This is a genomic window from Stenotrophomonas sp. YJH_SMC_123, assembly GCF_059368215.1.
Window position 1 is genome coordinate 53,025 of sequence record NZ_JCAFRM010000004.1, and the last position, 18,938, is coordinate 71,962.

The 18,938-nt window shown below is 67.7% G+C and carries 17 protein-coding genes; 7 read left to right on the forward strand and 10 right to left on the reverse strand.

Going from position 1 to position 18,938, the window contains the following annotated elements:
* Window positions 1-4 precede the first annotated feature (4 nt).
* On the forward strand, window positions 5-493 hold the full coding sequence (locus AC5P5W_RS10830) for a hypothetical protein (RefSeq protein ID WP_053495789.1): 489 nt from the start codon (window positions 5-7) through the stop codon (window positions 491-493).
* A gap of 160 nt (window positions 494-653) precedes the next feature.
* Window positions 654-2,018 (forward strand): 2-oxoadipate dioxygenase/decarboxylase HglS, encoded by a 1,365-nt coding sequence (hglS, locus tag AC5P5W_RS10835; protein WP_197576166.1) that lies wholly within the window; start codon window positions 654-656, stop codon window positions 2,016-2,018.
* 75 nt (window positions 2,019-2,093) lie between these two features.
* Here hglS and scpC read toward each other — a convergent pair whose 3' ends face one another.
* The gene (gene scpC, locus AC5P5W_RS10840; protein ID WP_032960979.1) at window positions 2,094-3,608 is read right to left on the reverse strand and encodes a succinyl-CoA:acetate CoA-transferase ScpC; all 1,515 of its coding nucleotides are present in this window, start codon (window positions 3,606-3,608) and stop codon (window positions 2,094-2,096) included.
* A gap of 386 nt (window positions 3,609-3,994) precedes the next feature.
* Here scpC and glnE point away from each other — a divergent pair, with 386 nt between their 5' ends.
* Window positions 3,995-6,790, forward strand: coding sequence for a bifunctional [glutamate--ammonia ligase]-adenylyl-L-tyrosine phosphorylase/[glutamate--ammonia-ligase] adenylyltransferase (gene glnE / locus AC5P5W_RS10845; protein ID WP_197575394.1), 2,796 nt, complete (start codon window positions 3,995-3,997; stop codon window positions 6,788-6,790).
* Window positions 6,791-7,000: 210 nt separating this feature from the next.
* Here glnE and AC5P5W_RS10850 read toward each other — a convergent pair whose 3' ends face one another.
* The 6 genes from AC5P5W_RS10850 to AC5P5W_RS10875 form a co-directional block, all read right to left on the reverse strand.
* Window positions 7,001-7,561, reverse strand: coding sequence for a queuosine precursor transporter (locus AC5P5W_RS10850; protein ID WP_014645727.1), 561 nt, complete (start codon window positions 7,559-7,561; stop codon window positions 7,001-7,003).
* Window positions 7,562-7,636: 75 nt separating this feature from the next.
* Window positions 7,637-8,152, reverse strand: a complete 516-nt coding sequence (locus AC5P5W_RS10855) for a hypothetical protein (RefSeq protein WP_014645728.1) — start codon at window positions 8,150-8,152, stop codon at window positions 7,637-7,639.
* A gap of 31 nt (window positions 8,153-8,183) precedes the next feature.
* A complete protein-coding gene (locus AC5P5W_RS10860; RefSeq protein ID WP_014645729.1) occupies window positions 8,184-8,687 on the reverse strand; it encodes a hypothetical protein in 504 nt (167 codons plus the stop codon).
* Window positions 8,688-8,706: 19 nt separating this feature from the next.
* Window positions 8,707-9,558, reverse strand: a complete 852-nt coding sequence (locus AC5P5W_RS10865; protein WP_046428259.1) for a DUF2145 domain-containing protein — start codon at window positions 9,556-9,558, stop codon at window positions 8,707-8,709.
* A 48-nt stretch (window positions 9,559-9,606) separates the two neighbouring features.
* Complete coding sequence (locus AC5P5W_RS10870; protein ID WP_014645731.1) at window positions 9,607-9,834, reverse strand: hypothetical protein; 228 nt, start codon at window positions 9,832-9,834, stop codon at window positions 9,607-9,609.
* Window positions 9,835-9,962: 128 nt separating this feature from the next.
* The gene (locus tag AC5P5W_RS10875; RefSeq protein ID WP_180835707.1) at window positions 9,963-10,922 is read right to left on the reverse strand and encodes a mitochondrial fission ELM1 family protein; all 960 of its coding nucleotides are present in this window, start codon (window positions 10,920-10,922) and stop codon (window positions 9,963-9,965) included.
* Between the two features lie 126 nt (window positions 10,923-11,048).
* Between AC5P5W_RS10875 and AC5P5W_RS10880 the strand changes: the two genes are divergently transcribed.
* Window positions 11,049-11,639, forward strand: a complete 591-nt coding sequence (locus AC5P5W_RS10880; protein ID WP_075076857.1) for a malonic semialdehyde reductase — start codon at window positions 11,049-11,051, stop codon at window positions 11,637-11,639.
* Between the two features lie 86 nt (window positions 11,640-11,725).
* A complete protein-coding gene (locus AC5P5W_RS10885; RefSeq protein WP_005415047.1) occupies window positions 11,726-12,433 on the forward strand; it encodes a YceI family protein in 708 nt (235 codons plus the stop codon).
* A 157-nt stretch (window positions 12,434-12,590) separates the two neighbouring features.
* On the opposite strand, the gene AC5P5W_RS10890 is transcribed toward AC5P5W_RS10885, so the two are convergent.
* Window positions 12,591-12,992 carry a hypothetical protein gene (locus AC5P5W_RS10890; protein ID WP_046428265.1) on the reverse strand — a complete coding sequence of 134 codons (402 nt, stop codon included), beginning with the start codon at window positions 12,990-12,992 and terminating at the stop codon, window positions 12,591-12,593.
* Between the two features lie 208 nt (window positions 12,993-13,200).
* Between AC5P5W_RS10890 and AC5P5W_RS10895 the strand changes: the two genes are divergently transcribed.
* Complete coding sequence (locus AC5P5W_RS10895) at window positions 13,201-14,034, forward strand: hypothetical protein (RefSeq protein WP_197575396.1); 834 nt, start codon at window positions 13,201-13,203, stop codon at window positions 14,032-14,034.
* Between the two features lie 161 nt (window positions 14,035-14,195).
* On the opposite strand, the gene AC5P5W_RS10900 is transcribed toward AC5P5W_RS10895, so the two are convergent.
* Together AC5P5W_RS10900 and AC5P5W_RS10905 are read right to left on the reverse strand one after the other, a co-directional pair.
* A complete protein-coding gene (locus AC5P5W_RS10900) occupies window positions 14,196-14,993 on the reverse strand; it encodes a siderophore-interacting protein (RefSeq protein WP_197574157.1) in 798 nt (265 codons plus the stop codon).
* A gap of 60 nt (window positions 14,994-15,053) precedes the next feature.
* Complete coding sequence (locus tag AC5P5W_RS10905; protein ID WP_041863018.1) at window positions 15,054-15,614, reverse strand: PadR family transcriptional regulator; 561 nt, start codon at window positions 15,612-15,614, stop codon at window positions 15,054-15,056.
* 544 nt (window positions 15,615-16,158) lie between these two features.
* Here AC5P5W_RS10905 and aceE point away from each other — a divergent pair.
* Window positions 16,159-18,846, forward strand: coding sequence for a pyruvate dehydrogenase (acetyl-transferring), homodimeric type (gene aceE / locus AC5P5W_RS10910; protein WP_197574158.1), 2,688 nt, complete (start codon window positions 16,159-16,161; stop codon window positions 18,844-18,846).
* The last annotated feature ends 92 nt before the right edge of the window (window positions 18,847-18,938 follow it).

The following is an 18,938-nucleotide window of genomic DNA, read 5'->3' on the forward strand; positions in this document are numbered from 1 at the left end:
TGGCATGAACGTTCGACTGCGCGCGCTGTTGTTGTCCCTGCTGCTGGCGCCGGCCACCGTGCCGGCCCAGCAGACCGCCGAGCGTTCGGCGGCGTATACCGTGGAAACCGGTGACCGCTGGATCGATGCCCAGTTGCAGGACATCAACCATTACGCCGAACGCTACCCCGATGCCTTCCTCGATGAAGTGTCGCGCTACGCCGATGTCCCCCGCGGCTACATCAATGCGCTGTTCACCACCCATGGCTGGCAGGCCGGGGATATCTATTTCGCCTGCTTCTGGGCCAAGGCCAGCGGCCAGACCTGCCGCGACAGCGTTCGCGCCTTCAGCCAGGACCCGGAGGGCGGCTGGGAAGCGGTGGTGAAGCGCATGCCGGCCAAGCCGGACAACCTGCATTACCGCGCTGTGCGGCATGCCATCGTGGCCAGCTACCAGCACTGGGACCGGCCGATCACCCTGGATGCCACCCTGAAGCGCCAGTTGAAGCGGTAGTGCCGGCCGTTGGCCGGCAACTGCACCCTTCCAGGCATCAGGAGGTTGCCGGCCAGCGGCCGGCACTACCCGGCCATGTTGCTCTGCGTATCGCCGCCGCCGCGCGCTCCGGCGACAATACGGGTCCGAGCTGTTCCCCGTTCCCGTAATCGAGTGACTGATGAGCGCCTCTTTCGTTTCGCCTGATGTGATCCGCCGCCTGTTCGCGCAGGCCATGTCCCGCATGTACCGCACCGAAGTGCCGCTGTACGGCACGCTGGTGGAGCTGGTGGAGCGGATCAACGCGCAGGTGCTTGCCCAGGACCCGGCACTGGCCGCGCAGCTGCAGCGCAACGACGAGCGTGCGCGCCTGGACGAAGAGCGCCATGGCGCGATCCGCGTCGGCACCGCGCAGGAGCTGGCGACGCTGCGCCGCCTGTTCGGGGTGATGGGCATGTACCCGGTCGGCTACTACGACCTGTCGGTAGCCGGCGTGCCCGTGCACTCCACCGCGTTCCGCCCGCTGACCGGCGCCGCGCTGGCGCAGAATCCGTTCCGCGTGTTCACCTCGCTGCTGCGCCTGGAGCTGATCGAAGACGAAACCCTGCGTGCCGAGTCGGCGAAGATCCTGGCACGCCGCCGCATCTTCACCGACGGCGCACTGGCGCTGATCGACCAGGCCGAGCGTGACGGTGGCCTGTCGCAGGCCGACGCCGAGCGCTTCGTCGACGAAGCACTGGAAACCTTCCGCTGGCACGGCGATGCCACGGTCGATCTGCCGACCTACCACGCGCTGCACAATGCGCACCGCCTGGTGGCCGACGTGGTCAGTTTCCGTGGCCCGCACATCAACCACCTGACCCCGCGCACGCTGGACATCGACGCAGCGCAGGCGGCAATGATCGAGCACGGCATGGCGGCCAAGGCGGTGATCGAAGGGCCGCCGCGCCGCGCCTGCCCGATCCTGCTGCGCCAGACCAGCTTCAAGGCGCTGGAAGAGGCCGTGCATTTCCCGGATGCGGACGGTGGCGATGCCGGCACCCATACCGCGCGCTTCGGCGAGATCGAACAACGCGGCCTTGCGCTGACCCCGAAGGGCCGCGCGCTGTACGACCAGCTGCTGTCGCAGGCACGCGATGCCGGTGGCGAAGGCAGTACCGGTGGCGACTACGGGCAGCGCCTGCAGGCGGTGTTCGCCAGCTTCCCGGATGACCATGACACGCTGCGCCAGGAAGGATTGGGCTACTACCGCTACCAGCTGACCGACGCCGGCCGCGGCGCGCCGGAACGCGTGGCCGATCTGCCTGCCGAAGTGCTGGTGGCCGCCGGCCTGGCCACGGCCGATCCGATCGTCTACGAGGATTTCCTGCCGGTCAGTGCCGCGGGCATCTTCCAGTCGAACCTGGGCGGCGAAGAACAGCGCGCGTATGCCGCGCACGCCAACCGCGAGGCTTTCGAGCAGGCGCTGGGCGTGGCGGTGAATGACGAGTTCGAGATCTACGAGCGGCTGCAGGCCGAATCGCTGGCGGCGCTGCGCACCGCGTGAAGGTAGAGCCGGCCGCTGGCCGGCTGTAGGGGAAGCCGGCCAGCGGCCGGCTCTACCCGATGTCCGGACCCGGGGTCAGCCCTTCATCGTGCCCGTATCCAGCCAGCGCTGGTGCCACGACAGTGCTTCGGGCAACAGGTGCGGGGTGTGCTTGCCGTAGCTTTCGCGGCTGGCACGGTCGAAGTAATCCTGCAGCTGCGGGCGGAAATCCGGGTGCGCGCAGTTGTCGATCAGCACCTGCGCGCGCTTGCGCGGGGTCAGGCCACGCAGGTCGGCCAGGCCCTGTTCGGTGACGATCACCGACACGTCGTGCTCGGTGTGGTCGACATGGCTGGCCATCGGCACGATCGCCGAGATGGTGCCGTTCTTGGCAGTGGACGGGCTCAGGAACGCCGACAGGAAACCGTTGCGGGCGAAGTCACCCGAACCGCCAATGCCGTTCATGATCCGCGTGCCCATCACGTGCGTCGAGTTGACGTTGCCGTAGATGTCCACCTCGATCATGCCGTTCATGCCGATGCAGCCGAGGCGGCGCACCAGTTCCGGATGGTTGGAGATCTCCTGCGTGCGCATGATAATGCGCTCGCGGTAGAAATCGATGTTCTCCTTGAACGTCTCGTTGGCCTGCGGGCTCAGCGCGAAGCCGGTACACGAGGCGTAGCTCAGCACGCCATCGCGCAGCAGGTCGAGCATGCCGTCCTGGATCACTTCGGTGAACGCGGCCAGGTCGCGGAAACCGCTCCTGGCCAGGCCGGCCAGCACGGCGTTGGGGATGTTGCCCACGCCCGACTGCAGCGGCAGCAGGTTCGGCGGCAGGCGGCCCTTCTTCACCTCGTGCTTGAGGAACTCGATCAGGTGCGAGGCGATCTGTTCGCTGGTCGCATCGATCGGACTGAACGGGCTGTTGCGGTCCGGGCCGTTGGTGCGCACCACGGCCACGATCTTGTCCGGGTCGCAGCGCAGCGCGGTGTCGCCGATGCGGTCGTTGGCGTTCACCAGCGGAATCGGCTTGCGGTGCGGTGGCAGCGCGGTGCCGTAGTAGATGTCGTGCATGCCGTCGACGCCGGCCGGTTGCCATTCGTTGACCTCGACGATCACCTTCTTGGCCAGGTCCAGCCAGGTCTTGTTGTTGCCGACCGAGGTGGAGGGCACCAGCGAGCCATCTTCGCGGATGGCCGAGACTTCGATCACGGCGGTATCGATCTCGCCGTAGAAGCCGAACCACACGTGCTGGGCGACGTGGCTGAGGTGGATGTCGATGTAATCCAGCTTGCCCTCGTTGATGCGGTTGCGCGCATCCGGATCGCTCTGGAACGGCATGCGCATGGCGATGCCATCGGCCTTGGCCAGCGCGCCATCGAGTTCCGGCGCGGTGGAGGCGCCGGTCATCAGCTTGATCTGGAAGGGCTGGCCCTGGGCGTGCACCGCTTCGATGCGGCGGGCCAGTTCGACGGGAACGGCCTTGGGATACCCGGAGCCGGTAAAGCCGCTCATGGCCACGGTTTCACCGGGCTGGATCAGCGCGGCTGCGGCCTCGGCGGAGACCACGCGGTCACGAAGACGCGCGTTGGCGATGCGATCAACAGACATGACGACAGTGTTTCTGGGGGGAAACCCGATTATCGGCCATCCTCATCCGTACGGGGGGTTCTACCTTCGTGGAATGGCTTTTCCCCACCGGCGTCACCCATACCCACCGGTTTTGTTTTGCAGTGCAGCGTGCAAAGTGCTTTCGCAGCCCGCACGATGGCCCTGCATCCCGACGTGGGGGAGGGAGCAGAGCCCGCTGGCAGTTCGCTGCAAGCGGGCTTTTTTATTGCCTGCCGCCCAGAATGAATGCGCGGCACCCCTTCGGGGTCGGATCCTTTTGCCAAGGGCAAAAGGCTCTGACCCCAGCAGCGGCATCAACCGGCGGCACCTCGGGGTCAGAGCCCTTCGCCGTTGGCAAAGGGATCCGACCCCGCGAGAATCAGCGCATGACCCTCGCCACCGCTGACCTGCCCGCCACCCTGCAGCCCCTTGTCGACCGCGCCCTGGCGCGCCTGGCCCAGGTCCTGACCGAGCCCGTTCCGGCCGAGCTGCTGCCGCTGCTGACCCGGCTGGCGGTGGCCAGCGACTTCGCGCTGGACACCCTGGTGCGGCAACCGGCGCTGCTGGCGCAGCTGGCCGCCCCCGACTGCCCGCCGATCCCGGCGCCGGTGCTCGATCCGCTGCAACCCAGCGACTGGTCGGCACAGCTGCGGCGCTGGCGCACCGCGATGTCCACGCGGCTGATCTGGCGTGACCTGGCCGGGCTGGACGACGTGGCGCAGACCCTGGCTGGCGCCACCACCCTGGCCGAGGATTGCCTGCGGCTGGCGCTGGACGCCCTGCAGCAGGAATTCGCACAGCGGCACGGCGTGGTTCGTGATGGCGCAGGCGTCCCCCAACAGCTGGTGGTATTCGGCCTGGGCAAGCTCGGCGGTGGCGAGCTCAACTTCAGTTCCGATATCGACCTGGTCTATGCGTACCCGCAGGGCGGCGAATCCGACGGTCCGCGCGCGCTGGCCGCCGAGGAGTATTTCGCCCGCCTCGGCCAGCGCCTGGCCAAGCTGCTGGACGAAACCACGGTCGATGGCTTCAGCCACCGCGTCGACCTGCGCCTGCGCCCGTTCGGCAGCGCCGGTCGCGTCGCGCTGTCGTTCGCGGCGATGGATCAGTACTTCCAGCGCGAAGGCCGCGACTGGGAGCGCTATGCGTGGCTGAAGGCGCGCGCGGTGGCCGGCGACATCGACGCCGGCGAAGCGTGGTTGCAGACCCTGCGCCCATTCGTATACCGCCGCTACCTGGATTTCACCGCGCTCGACGGCCTGCGTGAGATGAAGGCGGCGATCACCGCCGAAGTCGCGCGCCGCGAGCTGCACGAAGACATCAAGCGCGGCGCCGGTGGCATCCGCGAAATCGAGTTCCTGTGCCAGGCGCTGCAGCTGATCCGCGGTGGCCGTGAGCCGGCGCTGCGCGAGCGCCGCCTGCTGGTGGCACTGGACGCGCTGGTGGCCGCCGGACAGATTGCGCCCGACGATGGCGCTGCGCTGCGCGAGGCCTACCTGTTCCTGCGCCGGTTGGAGAACCGCCTGCAGATGCTGCGCGACGCGCAGACCCACGTGCTGCCCAGCGACGCGCTGGACCGCGCGCGCATCGCCATCGGCCTCGGCTACCCGGATTGGGAGGTACTGCGCGCGGCACTGGCCGAACAGCAGCAGCGGGTCAGCACCGAATTCGCCGCGCTGCTGGCCCCGCGCAAGGGCCAGGCCGCGCCCGACGCGCTGGCCAACTACTGGCGCAGCCTGCCCGAGGGCAGCAACGCGCCGTTGCTGGCCGAAGCCGGTTTCCTCGATGCCAATGGCGCCGATCAGTCGCTGCGCGATTTCGCCCAGGGGACCGGCGTGAAGTCATTGTCCGATGCGGCGCGTGCGCGGCTGGATCGCGTACTGCCCGCGTTGCTGCATGCGGCCACGCGTTCGCCGCAGCCCGATGCCGCGCTCAAGCGCGTGCTCGGCCTGCTGCAGGCGGTGCTGCGCCGGACCAGCTATCTGGCGCTGCTGGACGAACAACCGAGCGCGTTGGCGCGTCTGGTCGATGTGCTGGCGCGCAGCGCGCTGCTGGCCGAGCGCCTGGTCGCGTATCCGCTGCTGCTGGATGAACTGCTGGATGTGCGCGTGTCCGGGCCGATGCCCGATGCGGCCGGCATGCTGGCCGAATGCCAGCAGGTGCTGGCGGTGGAAGATCCCGAATCGGCACTGCGCTGGCTCAACGAGACGCGGCTGGCGCTCAGCTTCCGCATGGCGATGGCCACGCTGGACGGCCGCCAGGGCGCGGTGGACAGCACGCGGCAACTGGCCGAACTGGCGCAGGCGGTGGTGGTCACCGTGCTGGCGATGGCCGAGGCGGACATGCGCGCCGCGCACGGCGCGATTCTCGGTGGACGTTTCGCGATCATCGGCTACGGCAGCCTCGGCGGGCTTGAACTGGGCTTCGGTTCCGACCTGGACCTGGTATTCCTGCACGACAACCCGGCCGGCGTGGAAGCCAGCGACGGCGCGCGTCCGCTGGAGCCGGGGCGCTGGTATGCGCGGCTGGCGCAGAAGGTGATGGCGCTGCTCGGTGCGGTCACCGCCGCCGGCCGCCTGTACGACATCGACGTGCGCCTGCGCCCGGATGGCGGCAAGGGTTCGCTGGTGTCTTCGCTGGCCAGCTACACCGAATACCAGCGCGAACGTGCGTGGACCTGGGAGCACCAGGCGCTGGTGCGCGCGCGTGGCGTGGCCGGCGATGCCAGCCTGCTGGCCGATTTCGAGCAGGTGCGTGCACAGACGCTGGGGCGTGAGCGCGACATGGGTGTGCTGTATGCCGACGTGCTGAAGATGCGCGGCCGCATGCGCACCGAACTGGACCGCAGCGACGCCGCACGGCTGGACCTGAAGCAAGGTGCTGGTGGCGTGGTGGACCTGGAATTCCTGCTGCAGACCGGTGTGCTGGCGCGCAGTGCGCGGCACGGGGCGTTGCTGCAGCCGCGCGATACGCCATCGTTGATCAATGCGTTGGCTGGTGTTGGTTTCCTGCCGGATGCCACTGCGCAGGCGCTGCATGGCGCGCACGCCACGCTGTTGGACGTGGGCCTGGCCTGCACGCTGGACCGCCGCCCGCGGCTGGCCCCGACCACGCCGGCGATTGAAGAGGCGTGTGCAGCGATTACGGCGGCGTGCAGAGCGGCAGAGCTGCCGTTCGCCTGAGTGCCGGATGGCGGAGGACTGCAGTTGGTAGATGCCAACCTTGGTTGGCATGAATGCCAAGCGCCAACCAAGGTTGGCGACTACCGGATCAATGGCCCTGCGATGGCCGCTCCTGGTGGGTGCCGACCGTTGGTCGGCACAATCTGTCAGCAGCGATGAGTTCTGCAGGGCGTGTCGACCAACGGTCGGCACCCACCGGATCAATGGCGGTCAGCTGGTGGCGCGCAACGGCGCCATCTTCCACAACAACGCGCGGAACGGGGCCAGCAGGCAGACACCGATCGCCAGCTTCACTGCCAGGTCGCCGGCGGCCCAGCTCACCCACGGCAAGGTAGAACCGGCAAACGCGATCGACCAGAAAAGGGTGGTGTCCACCGTCGCGCTGCAGGTGGTGGCCACCATCGGTGCGCGCCACCAGCTGCCGCGGCGCAGGCGGTCGAACACGGTGATGTCCAGCAGCTGGGCCACGATGAACGCCGAGCACGAGGCAATGGCGATGCGCGGGGTGGCCACCCAGATCGACAGCAGCACCGCCACCGCGAAACCGATCCACGCCACGCGGCGCGCCGGGCCCGGGCCGAAGCGGCGGTTGATCAGGTTGCTGACCAGGAACGCGACCGGATAGCTGAAGGCGCCCCAGGTCAGCCAGTCGTTGATCGGGTACTGCACCAGCACGTTGGACAGCAGCACCACTGCACCCATGGCCAGTACCGCCAGCACCAGGGCGCGCGGGGTCAGCGGGGCAAACAGAGGGGCAGGACGCACGGACATGGCGAGCCAGGGGGACAAAGGGGATCGCCCATTATCCGCCCGGCCTGCGGCAAAGCCAAAACCGGTCGTTCAGCTTTACAGCGCTTCACTCATCACATCACCGGCGGCATAGGCCGTCGGCACATAGGCCAGGGTCTGGCCCTGCGCGCTCTTCACGTTCCAGCCGGCACCGGCCTCGGTGGGGTCGAAATGCACCCGTTGCCCGACCACGAAGGCTGCAGTCGGGTTCTCGCCCGGCGGCTGCACCGGCCAGCGCAGGGTGGCGGTGTGGTCGGCCTTGTCCGGTACCTGCAACTGCACCTGGCGTTCGCCCGTGGGCGTGGTCTCCACCTTCTTCACTTCCATTGGCGGCAGCGGCACCGCCTTGGTGCGGGTCGCCCTGGCATTGCGTTCGCTGGCCTTGAACGGCGCCTTGGACAGTTCGGACAGGCCCATCGAGGCCGCCATCGGCAGCGACAGCACCACGAACGAGGTCACGATCACGCTGGCCTCGCTGCTGTTCAACTGCGGCGCGGCGCCGGCATGGACGGTGGGCACCAGCAGCGCTGAGAGCAGCAATGCAGTGGTGGGAACGCGCAGGCAACGGAACATGGAGACCTCCTGGTCAGCGTGGGGCGGCGGCTCAGCGCCGGGTATCGAAGATGTCGCGCGGGCCGGTAGCCTCGGGCAGGTATTCCAGCGCACGGCCCTGGTTGTCCTTCAACTGCCAGCCCTGGTCATTGCCCGTCGGCTCGAAGTTCACGGTCTGGCCCACGGTGAACTGCACGGCCGGGTCGCCAACGCCGCGCGGGTACTGCATCGACGCGGTGTTCTGCGGATCGTTGGCATCGCGCAGCAGCACTTCGCGGCGGCCGTCGACGGTAGTGGCAATCGCGCTCACCTCCATCTGCGGCAGCTTGATCTGCTGCGGGCGGGCCAGCGGCTGGCCGGCATCGGCGGCATCCTGGGCTTCCTTCGCGGCGGCGGCGCGGGCCGAGGCCACCATCTGCGTGGACATTTCCAGGCTCGGTCCCTGCGGGCCCGGGTCATGGATGATCACGATGCGGCGTTCGGCATGGGCGGCCGATGACCAGGCCAGCGCGGTGACGATCAGCATCGATACCAGGGAGTTGTGCAGCAGACGCATGTCGTTCTCCTTGCGGGATTCAGGGCGAGGCGGCGGTGGCACCGGCCACCGGCACATGGGGGATCACCAGTTCCTGCTGCAGCTGGCTGCGCTGGTGCAGGAAGTCGAACACCGATTCCACCGTCACCACCGAATAGTTGCCGGAGATGCGTTCGCCGGCCGGATGGTCGGTGGTGGTGGCGTTGGCCACGAACAGGCGCGCACCCACGCGCTTGCCCAGGCCGATATGCAGCACGCTGGGCTGGTACTTCTGCTGGCGCAGCCACTGCTGTGCCTGTTCGCGCTTGACGATGGCCGGCGCGCCTTCGGCCTGCGCCATCGCCGCCGCCAGCACTTCCAGCACCCACTGGTTGGAGTTCTGGTAGTCGGTGGCGAACGGGTAGGCGACCACGTTGTACTTGGTTTCGTGCAGCGCCTTGGGCTGGATCGAGGGCGGCACCAGCATCGCGCGCAGTGCGGCACGCAAGGGGGCCGACGGCACGCCGATGCGCAGGTCGGTATGGCCGCCGCTCTCGCCGACGAAGTTGCCGAGGCCCTCGTGGTACAGCTGTGAGCTGTCGGTCTTGCAGCGGTTGAGCAGGTGCATCGCGCGCCAGCGGCCGTCGTCCTCGCGCAGCAGGAAGGCCAGGTGGCTGTGGCGCAGGCCGTAGCGGCTCAGGTCCTGGCCACCGCGCGCGGCCACCACCACGTCCACATCGGGCAGCGCGTCCAGGCGTTCGGCGGTGGTCCAGGCCACGTCCAGCATCGCCGCCTGCGACGCCACGCTGGGGGAGCGCTCGCGGCATTCGGTGCTGTTGGCCCAGGCCGGTGCGGTCGCCAGCAGGCTGGCGATCAGCAGCGCGGCGCGGTGCAGGCGGGAAAAACGATCCATGTCGGTACCTTCAACGGCGGGCAGGCCCGCGCGCCGATCATACGCTGCTCAGCGCAGCGGGCGATCCACGCCCTTGCGCTTGAGCTCCTTGTCGCAGGCGTCACTGATGGGAGCCACCGGCAGTGGCGGGCGCTGGCCCTTCGGATCGCGCAGCGCCGGTTGTTCGCGGTACGCGTCCAGCTGCTGCTGGCATTGATACGAGATCGGATCCAGCTCGGTGGGCGCGGTGGAACACGCGGCGAGCAGGGCCAGGGGCAGCAGGAGCAGGGTACGCATGAAGATGTTCAGTCCAACGGGGGGCCTTGGACTGTAACCGTGGTGCCGGATCGAAATGTTCAGAAAACGCTGCGCACCCGGCATTACCGCGATGCCAGGCGCCCAGGATTGCCGGCCAGCGGCCGGCACTACCCCAGTGCCAGGCGCTGTTTCACTTCCGCCGCCACCCGCGCGGTTTCGCGCAGCGGCTCGATGCGGTCGTACTGCCAGTCCAGCCAGTGCGCCTGCAACCGCCCACGTTCGCGCAGCTGCTGCTGGAAGCGCGCCAGGCGGCCCTGCGCTGTGTCGGCCAGCGCCACCATCACCGGCATGCGCGTGGCGCACGCCTCCGAGAGCAGGTTCACCGAATCGGGCGAGACCACCACGCGGTTGGCCCAGCCGAGCAGGCCGCCATAGGGATTGGTACCGTCGCCACCATCGCCCCAGATCACGTGCGGCAGGTCGGCGAATTTCGCGCGCAGGATCTCCGCCAACGCCGGTGGGGTGCGTCGCGAGGTGGTGGCCAGCAGGCTGCCGCCTTCGCTGCGGATCTGCTCGGCCAGCGCCTGGAATACACCGACCATCGCCGTCTCATCCCAAGGCGCCAGCGGCGTCGGCCCACCGACCAGCAGTGCGGTGCGCGGGCCGGGCAGGGTGCTGAAGCCGGCGAACGCGGCGCGGCCCCAGGCCAGCCAGTCATCGTCCACCGGGTTGAGGCTGCCGAGCAGGGTCAGCACGTTGCTGCCGCGCAGGGCGTCGTGTTCGGGCACCACCACCACGTCCCAGTGGCGCGCGCCGATGCGCGGGTCGAGGATCTGCACCACCTGGCTGCCGCGTGCGCGCAGCACGCGCAGGGCGCCAGCGGCCTGGCGGCCACAGCCGATCGCCAACGCCGGGGCGTCGGCAGCCAGCGTCGCGAAGGCCTCGCCGTAGCCGTTCACATCGCCGGGCAGGCGCCGCGGCGCCAGCCAGCGCCAGGGCGCGCGCGGTTGCAGCAGCAGCGGTCGGTGGGTGCCCTGGCGCAATGCCGAGGCCAGCGCGACCGCCTGGCGGACATTGCCCGCGCGGCCGTCAGTGACCGTCCAGGGCGCGCTCGATCGTTTCACCATTGGCATTAATTCGTTTCAGTCCTGCTGGGTGTTGCAACAGTCGCGACACTCTACACTGCGGCTCGTCGATTCGCCCCGCGCCGCCCGCGGGCACTGACTTCCTTTCGCCGCCCTGGAGATCCACCGATGTCCCACGCGCTCGACGCCGCCGCCCTCGACCAGCTGTTCCGTACGGCCCGCACCCAGAACGCCTTCCTCGACAAGCCGGTCCCCGAGAGCCTGCTGAAGGAACTGTACGACCTGGTGAAGTGGGGTCCCACCGCGGCCAACACCACGCCGGCCCGCTTCGTCTTCGTCACCTCGAAGGAAGCCAAGGACAAGCTGGCCCCGGCGCTGTCCGAAGGCAACCTGGCCAAGACCATGGCCGCGCCGGTCACCGTCATCATCGGTTTCGACCTGGACTTCCACGAGAAGCTGCCGTACCTGTTCCCGCATACCGATGCCAAGGCCTGGTTCGACGGCCCGCAGGAAGGCCGCCACGAAGCCGCCATCCGCAACGGCAGCCTGCAGGGCGCCTACCTGATCCTGGCCGCGCGCGCGCTGGGCCTGGATGCCGGCCCGATGTCCGGCTTCGACCCGGGCAAGGTCGACGAAGCCTTCTTCGCCGGCACCTCCATCAAGTCGAATTTCCTGGTCAACCTGGGTTACGGTGATCCGGCGGGCCTGTTCCCGCGCCTGCCGCGCCTGTCGTTCGACGAAGCGGCGCGCATCGCGTAAGTCGCTGTATCGGTTTCGGGCCCGCCGTCGTGCGGCGGGCTCTTGCTGCACCGTGTACCCACCCTACGATCCGGAGAGTTCCTCAGATGAGCGCCACCCGTAAACTGCTGCTGCCGCTGGCCCTGACCCTGGCCATCGCCGCCTGCTCCAAGCCGGCCGACACCGCTGCCCCGGCGGCCGATGCCGCCGCCCCGGCCACCACCGAGCAGGCCGCCACCCCGGCCGCCGATGCCGCCGCTGCTGCGCCGGCTGCCGAAGCGATCAAGATCGCCTCGGGCACCTACAAGCTGGACCCGAGCCACACCGACGTGCTGGCGCAGTGGAGCCACTTCGGCTTCTCCAACCCGAGCGCGCACTTCGGCAACGTCGAAGGCACCCTGGTGTACAACGCCGAAGATGTGACCAAGTCCACCGTGGAAGTGAAGCTGCCGCTGAGTGGCCTGAACAGCTTCACCGCCAAGTTCGACGAGCACCTGAAGAGCGCCGACTTCTTCGACGCCGCCAAGTTCGCCGATGCCACCTTCAAGAGCACCAAGGTGGAAGCGGCCGGCACCAACAAGCTGACCGTCACCGGCGACCTGACCATCAAGGGCATCACCAAGCCGGTCACCCTGGACGTCACCGTCAACGGCGGCGGCGAGCACCCGATGGCCAAGGTTCCGGCCGCCGGCTTCGATGCCACCACCACCCTGAAGCGCAGCGATTTCGGCGTCGGCGCGTATGCTCCGAATGTCAGCGATGAAGTGAAGATCCGCATCACCACCGAAGCCACCGGCGAAAAGCCGGCCGCTTGATGCACCCCGCTCACTCGTCGTGAGAAGGCAGAAGGCCCGCTGAAAAGCGGGCCTTCTTTTTGGGTGCGGGGGAACGCGCGTTGGTAGATGCCAACCTTGGTTGGCACATGGGCACTCCGCAGGCCAACCAAGGTTGGCCACTACCGGGTACGCGCCCTCAGCGCAACGCGCCCAACCATGCCACGCATGCTTCGCTCGGGCTCTGCTTGGCCTTCACCGCCAGCCCGCTCACCCGCACGAACGTCTGCGCGGCCTGCGCCACCACCTGGCGCGCGATCAGCGCCGCCTGCTTGGTCGCGGCCTGTTGCTTGCGCAGCTGCACGATGTGCACCGACGGCCGGCCCACCGGCGCGTACTTCTGGTCGCGGCGCAGCACGTCGGCCACCTGGGCCACTTCGAATTCGGCCTGCAGGTAGCGGTGCTGTGCCGCCACCAGCTCGCGCAGCGGCGCGCGCAGTACGGCGGTGTCGGCGAACGCGGCCAGCGCCGCATCGCAGGCGGCGTCATCGGCAAAGCGGGTACGCAGCGCATCCACGCTGGCCAGGGTCAGTTTGGCCATGTGGGCCTCGTTGCTGCAGGAAAGGAGCGCGATTGTCGCATTGCCTGGCGGCTGATGCGTTGAACCGGGTGTCGGAATCCGTGTAGAGCCGAGCCCACGCTCGGCTCATCGCGCGCAGCGCGAGGGTTTTCCGATGGCGGAGCGGAGAGCAGCCGAGCGTGGGCTCGGCTCTACAATGGCTGTTGTATCACCCACGGAAGGAAGACCCATGCAGGACGCGCAGTACTGGTTGAACGAATTCTGGTCGGGCCTGAGCGTGCTCGATCTGCTGGGCGGCAGTGTGCTCGGTACGCTGCTTGGCCTGGTGCTGGGCATCCTCGGCTGGCGCTGGCTGCACCGCCGGGGTTGGTTGCAGCGGCGCAAGCGCTGGCATCACTGGCTGCTGGCCAGCTACGTGGTGCTGCTGCCGCTGGCCACGGCCTTCTTCGGGCTGCAGCTGGGCTTCACCGCCGGTGCGCACCGCGCGCTGTTCAAGCAGCTCGATCATTTCCAGCCGCACCTTCAGACCCTGGTGGAAGGCTGGAGCGAAGGCTTCACCGACTCGCTGGACGACCCGCGCATGCGCGAGGCATTGCGCAGCCAGGGCACGGTGGGCGATGTGGCCGACACCATTGCCTCGGCCTACCTCAGCGAACATCCGTTGCCTGGCCTTGATCGTCTTGGCAATGGCCCGTTGGCACGCGGCACCGGCTGGGTGATCGGCAAGGTGCGCGAAGGCCTGCTGCGCGGCATGGTGGAAGACACGCTGGTGGACAAGGCCGGCACGGTCGGGCTGGAACCCAAGGTGGTGCGTGAGGCGCTGACCATGCATGTGGATGAGCTGCTGCACACCCGTGGCGTGCTGCGGCTGGTGAAGGCGCAGATCAACGGCATGATGCCCGGCGTGTACTTCGGGCTGCTGCTGCCGCTGCTGGTCATCGCGCTGCTGGTGGCGCTGGAGATCTGGGCCGCGCAGCGGTTCGGGTGGACGGGGCAGGTGGCCAAGCCGCCGGTCGCGGTCCCTCCTGTAGAGCCGAGCCCATGCTCGGCTCATCGCGCGTAGCGCGATGGGTCCATCGGTGGCCGAGCGGAGAGCAGCCGAGCGTGGGCTCGGCTCTACACAGTCAAGGGCGTGCGGACCAACGGTCCGCACCCACCAGGCAGGTTCTGGTGCATGGGGTCAGATCCCTTTTCCACAGGAAAAGGGATCTGACCCCGAGCCGGTCAATCGCCGTCGGTTTCGTCCGGGTGGGCCTTCCAGTAGCCGGTCGAGCGGATCCAGTAGCGCGGCACGCCCAGGTGGCCTTCGATGAACTTGCGCATCATCCGCGCGCGGCGCGATTCGGTGGCGATCCAATAGAAGACATCGCCGTCCGGGGCCTCGAAGTCGGTCAGCATGTCTTCCAGCAGCGTGCTGCTGGCCGCCGGGAAGCCGTTGCGCTCCAGCCAGTGGATGCGCACGTTCTCGTACTGCGGCAGGTCCTGGCGTTCGGCCTCGTCGCGCACTTCGATGAAGGCCTGCACCTCGGCAGCGTCCGGCAGCACGTCCAGCCAGCGGGCGATGGCCGGCAGCGCGGTTTCATCGCCGATCAGCACGTAGGCGTCGTAGCTGTCGGCCACCACGAACGAGCCACGTGGGCCGCCGATCACCAGCGTGTCGCCCGGCTGCGCGCGCTCGGCCCACGGCCCGGCAATGCCCTGGTCGTGCAGCACGAAGTCGATGGCCAGCTCGCCGGTCTCGTGGTCCCACCAGCGCGGGGTGTAGTCGCGGGCCGGCGAGGGCTCCTTGCCGGCGGGGTAGCTGCGGCCTTCGGCGGTCAGCACCGGCAGCACCATCTCGCCGCTGGTGTTGGGGAAGAACAGCTTGATGTGGTCGTCGGCGCCGGGCGAATCGAAGCCGGCCAGGTCGTCGCCACCCAGCACCACGCGGCGCATGTGCGGGGTGACGTCTTCGGTGCGCAGCACGGTCAGTTCACGGAAGTGCACATCCAGGCGCAGGCGCGTGTTGTTGTGTTCGGTCATGGGGATACCTGTAAAGGTGTCGCGCGGGGGCGCGCGGCATGGGGGAGGACCTGGCTGGATTCAGTCTGGCTGGGTCGTTGAAAACGGTGGGTTCTCGCTACCGGCGGTACCGTTGAGCAGGGCCGACGCCCGCGTCAGCAGCGCCGCCACTTCTTCCGCCTCGCCCTCGGCCCAACGGCCGTGGTGATGCACCAGCGCCCGCTTGAACTCGCGCAGGGCAGTGGCCAGCGGCGGCGGCAGCGAGGCCTTGGTGATCTCGCGGGCACGGTCGAAGGCACGCCGCTGCGCCAGCCGCACCTGGGTGCGCTGCACCTTCAGCTCGAACTCGCCGGCAGCGGTGATGCGGAAGATCCGCTTTCCATCCACTTCCTCGGCCTCGATCCAGCCGGCCTGCTCGAAGCTGGCCAGCAGCGGGTACATGGTGCCGGCGCTGGGCGTGTAAGCCTGCATGAACTGGTTGCTGATCAGCTGCATCAGTTCGTAGCCATGGCGCGGCTGCTCGCCGATCAGGGCCAGCACCAGCAGGCGCAGGTCACCGCGGCTCAGCACGCGTGGCTGGCCGTTGCGGCGGGGCACCGCCGGATCGGTGGAACGGGCTCTGGGAGAAGGGGGGCGGCTCATTTCGATATATCGGTAAACGAGTGTGCAAACGATATATCGATATATCGAAGCCGGCAATCATCGATCCGGCCACAAGCAGGTCCGTTTTGGGCCACGGGCGGCCGCGTGCACAGCAAAAGGGGCGCCCCTTGCAGGGCGCCCCGGCGAACCGTGGAAGGGAGCAGGGCCGCCAAGCCCCTCACTCGCGGCCCACGTTGGACCCGCAGCCGGTACCGATCCAGAGGCAGGTGCGACATGTTGTCGCCGGTTCAGTACCGTTGCCCGAACCGCCCCTACAGCGGTGCCGGAGTTGCCCTACAACCGTCATCGGCAGCAGTAACACTGCGTCCTGCACATGGGCGCAGCGGCCCGCAAGCGACAGCCCGCGCAGCCGCCAAGGCCCGCCGCAGGGCCGTCAGCGGGCCCGGCAAGCCCCTTGCGGACACTGGCCGGTTGCATCCATACGCCTGCGTAGCCAAGTGACGAAAGCCCTTGGTGCGCTACACTTTGCGGTCTAGAAATCTATACAACAGTCGCGCGCGTGCGTGCGGTTATGGGAGCGCTAATGAACTGGTTGAACGAGGTGCTGAACAACGACCCGAATCCTGTGGAAACCCAGGAGTGGATCGAGTCGTTGAAGGCCGTTATTGATGTCGAGGGCTCCGAGCGCGCGCATCAGCTGCTGGAAGGCATGGTGGAACTGACCCGTCGTTCGGGCGCCTACCTGCCGTTCTCTCCCACCACCGAATACGTCAATACCATCGAACCGCAGTTCGAGGCCAAGAGCCCGGGCAACGCCGAGCTGGAATGGCGCATCCGTTCGATCATCCGCTGGAACGCGATGGCCACCGTGGTGCGCGCCAACCGCAAGCCGGGTGACCTGGGCGGCCACATCGCCTCGTTCGCCTCCGGCGCCACCCTGTACGACGTAGGCTTCAACCACTTCTGGCGCGCCCCGAGCGAGAACCACCCGGGCGACCTGCTGTTCATCCAGGGCCACAGTGCGCCGGGCATCTACGCGCGTTCCTTCCTGGAAGGCCGCATCAGCGAAGAGCAGCTGGACAAGTTCCGCATGGAAGTGGACGGCGGTGGCCTGTCCTCGTACCCGCACCCGTGGCTGATGCCGGACTACTGGCAGACCCCGACCGTGTCGATGGGCCTGGGCCCGCTGGCCGCCATCTACCAGGCGCAGTTCATGCGCTACCTGGAAAACCGTGGCCTGATCGAGAAGTCCGACCGCAAGGTGTGGTGCTTCATCGGCGACGGCGAGAGCGACGAGCCGGAAACCCTGGGTGCCATCGCGCTGGCTGGCCGTGAAGGCCTGGACAACCTGATCTTCGTGGTGAACTGCAACCTGCAGCGCCTGGACGGCCCGGTGCGCGGCAACGGCAAGATCATCCAGGAACTGGAAGGCGTGTTCCGTGGCGGCGGCTGGAACGTGATCAAGCTGCTGTGGGGCGGTTACTGGGATGCCCTGCTGGCCAAGGACACCAACGGCGTCCTGAAGAAGCTGATGATGGAAACCGTCGACGGCGAATACCAGAACTGCAAGGCCTTCGGCGGCGCGTATACCCGCGAGCATTTCTTCGGCAAGTACCCGGAAACCGCTGCGATGGTCGCCGGCCTTTCCGACGACGACATCTGGCGTCTGAACCGTGGTGGCCACGACCCGCACAAGGTGTACGCCGCCTACCACCAGGCCGTGAACACCAAGGGCATGCCGACCGTCATCCTGGCCAAGACCGTGAAGGGTTACGGCATGGGCAGCGCCGGTGAGGCACTGAACCCGACCCACCAGACCAAGAAGCTGGACGACGAAGCGGTGCGCCACTTCCGCGACCGCTTCAACATTCCGGTGACCGACGCGCAGCTGGCCGACGGCCAGGTGCCGTTCTACCACCCGGGCCCGGATTCGCCGGAAGTGCAGTACCTGCAGGAACGCCGTGCCGCGCTGGGCGGTTACCTGCCGCAGCGCCGCCGCAAGGCCGACAAGACCTTCGTGGCGCCGAAGCTGGAAGCGTACGAACGCCTGCTGAAGAGCAGCGGCGAGCGCAGCTACTCCACCACCATGGCGTTCGTGCAGAGCCTGAACATCACCCTGCGCGACAAGGAACTGGGCCCGCACATCGTGCCGATCGTGGCCGACGAAGCCCGTACCTTCGGTATGGAAGGCCTGTTCCGCCAGATCGGCATCTACGCGCCGTTCGGCCAGAAGTACAAGCCGGTGGACGCGGACCAGCTGATGTTCTACCGCGAAGACCAGAGCGGCCAGGTGCTGCAGCAGGGCATCAGCGAGCCGGGTGCGATCAGCTCGTGGATGGCCGCCGGTACCAGCTACTCGGTCAGCAACGTGCCGATGCTGCCGTTCTACATCTACTACTCGATGTTCGGCTTCCAGCGCGTGGGCGACATCGCCTGGCAGGCCGCCGACATGCGTACCCGCGGCTTCCTGCTGGGTGGCACCGCCGGCCGCACCACGCTGAACGGTGAAGGCCTGCAGCACGAAGATGGCTTCAGCCATCTGGTGGCCGGTGGCATCCCGAACGTGCGCAGCTACGACCCGACCTTCGGCTTCGAAGTGACGGTGATCCTGCAGCACGGCACCAAGCGCATGATGGAAGACCAGGTGGACGAGTATTACTACGTCACCCTGATGAACGAGAACTACACCCACCCGGAAATGCCGGAGGGCGCGGCCGAAGGCATCGTCAAGGGCATGTACCTGCTGACCGACGCCGGCAAGCCGAAGAAGGGCGAGCTGCGCGTGCAGCTGCTGGGTTCGGGCACCATCCTGCGCGAAGCCATTGCCGCCGCCGAGCTGCTGGACAAGGACTTCGGCGTGACCTCCGATATCTGGAGCTGCCCGAGCTTCAACGAACTGCGTCGCGATGGTTTCGACGTGGAACGTGCCAACCGCCTGCATCCGGAAGGTGAGCAGCGCAAGGCCTACGTGACCGAGCTGCTGGAAGGCCGCCAGGGCCCGGCGATTGCCGCTACCGACTACGTGCGTGCGTATGCGGACCAGATCCGCGCGTTCGTGCCGATGTCTTACACGGTGCTGGGTACCGATGGTTTCGGCCGTTCGGATACGCGTGCGAACCTGCGTCGGTTCTTCGAGGTTGACCGGTACTACATCGCGCATGCCGCGATTGCGGCGCTGGCGAAGGAAGGGAAGATGACCGCGAAGGATGTGGCCCGGGCGATCAAGCAGTACAAGATTGATCCGGAGAAGGCTAATCCTGTTGGGGTTTGATCTGTGATCTAGTTTCAGCAAAAGGGCAGCGAAAGCTGCCCTTTTCAATGCTCTTCTAGCAAACTATTGTGCATTGGCCAGTGGCCATTTGG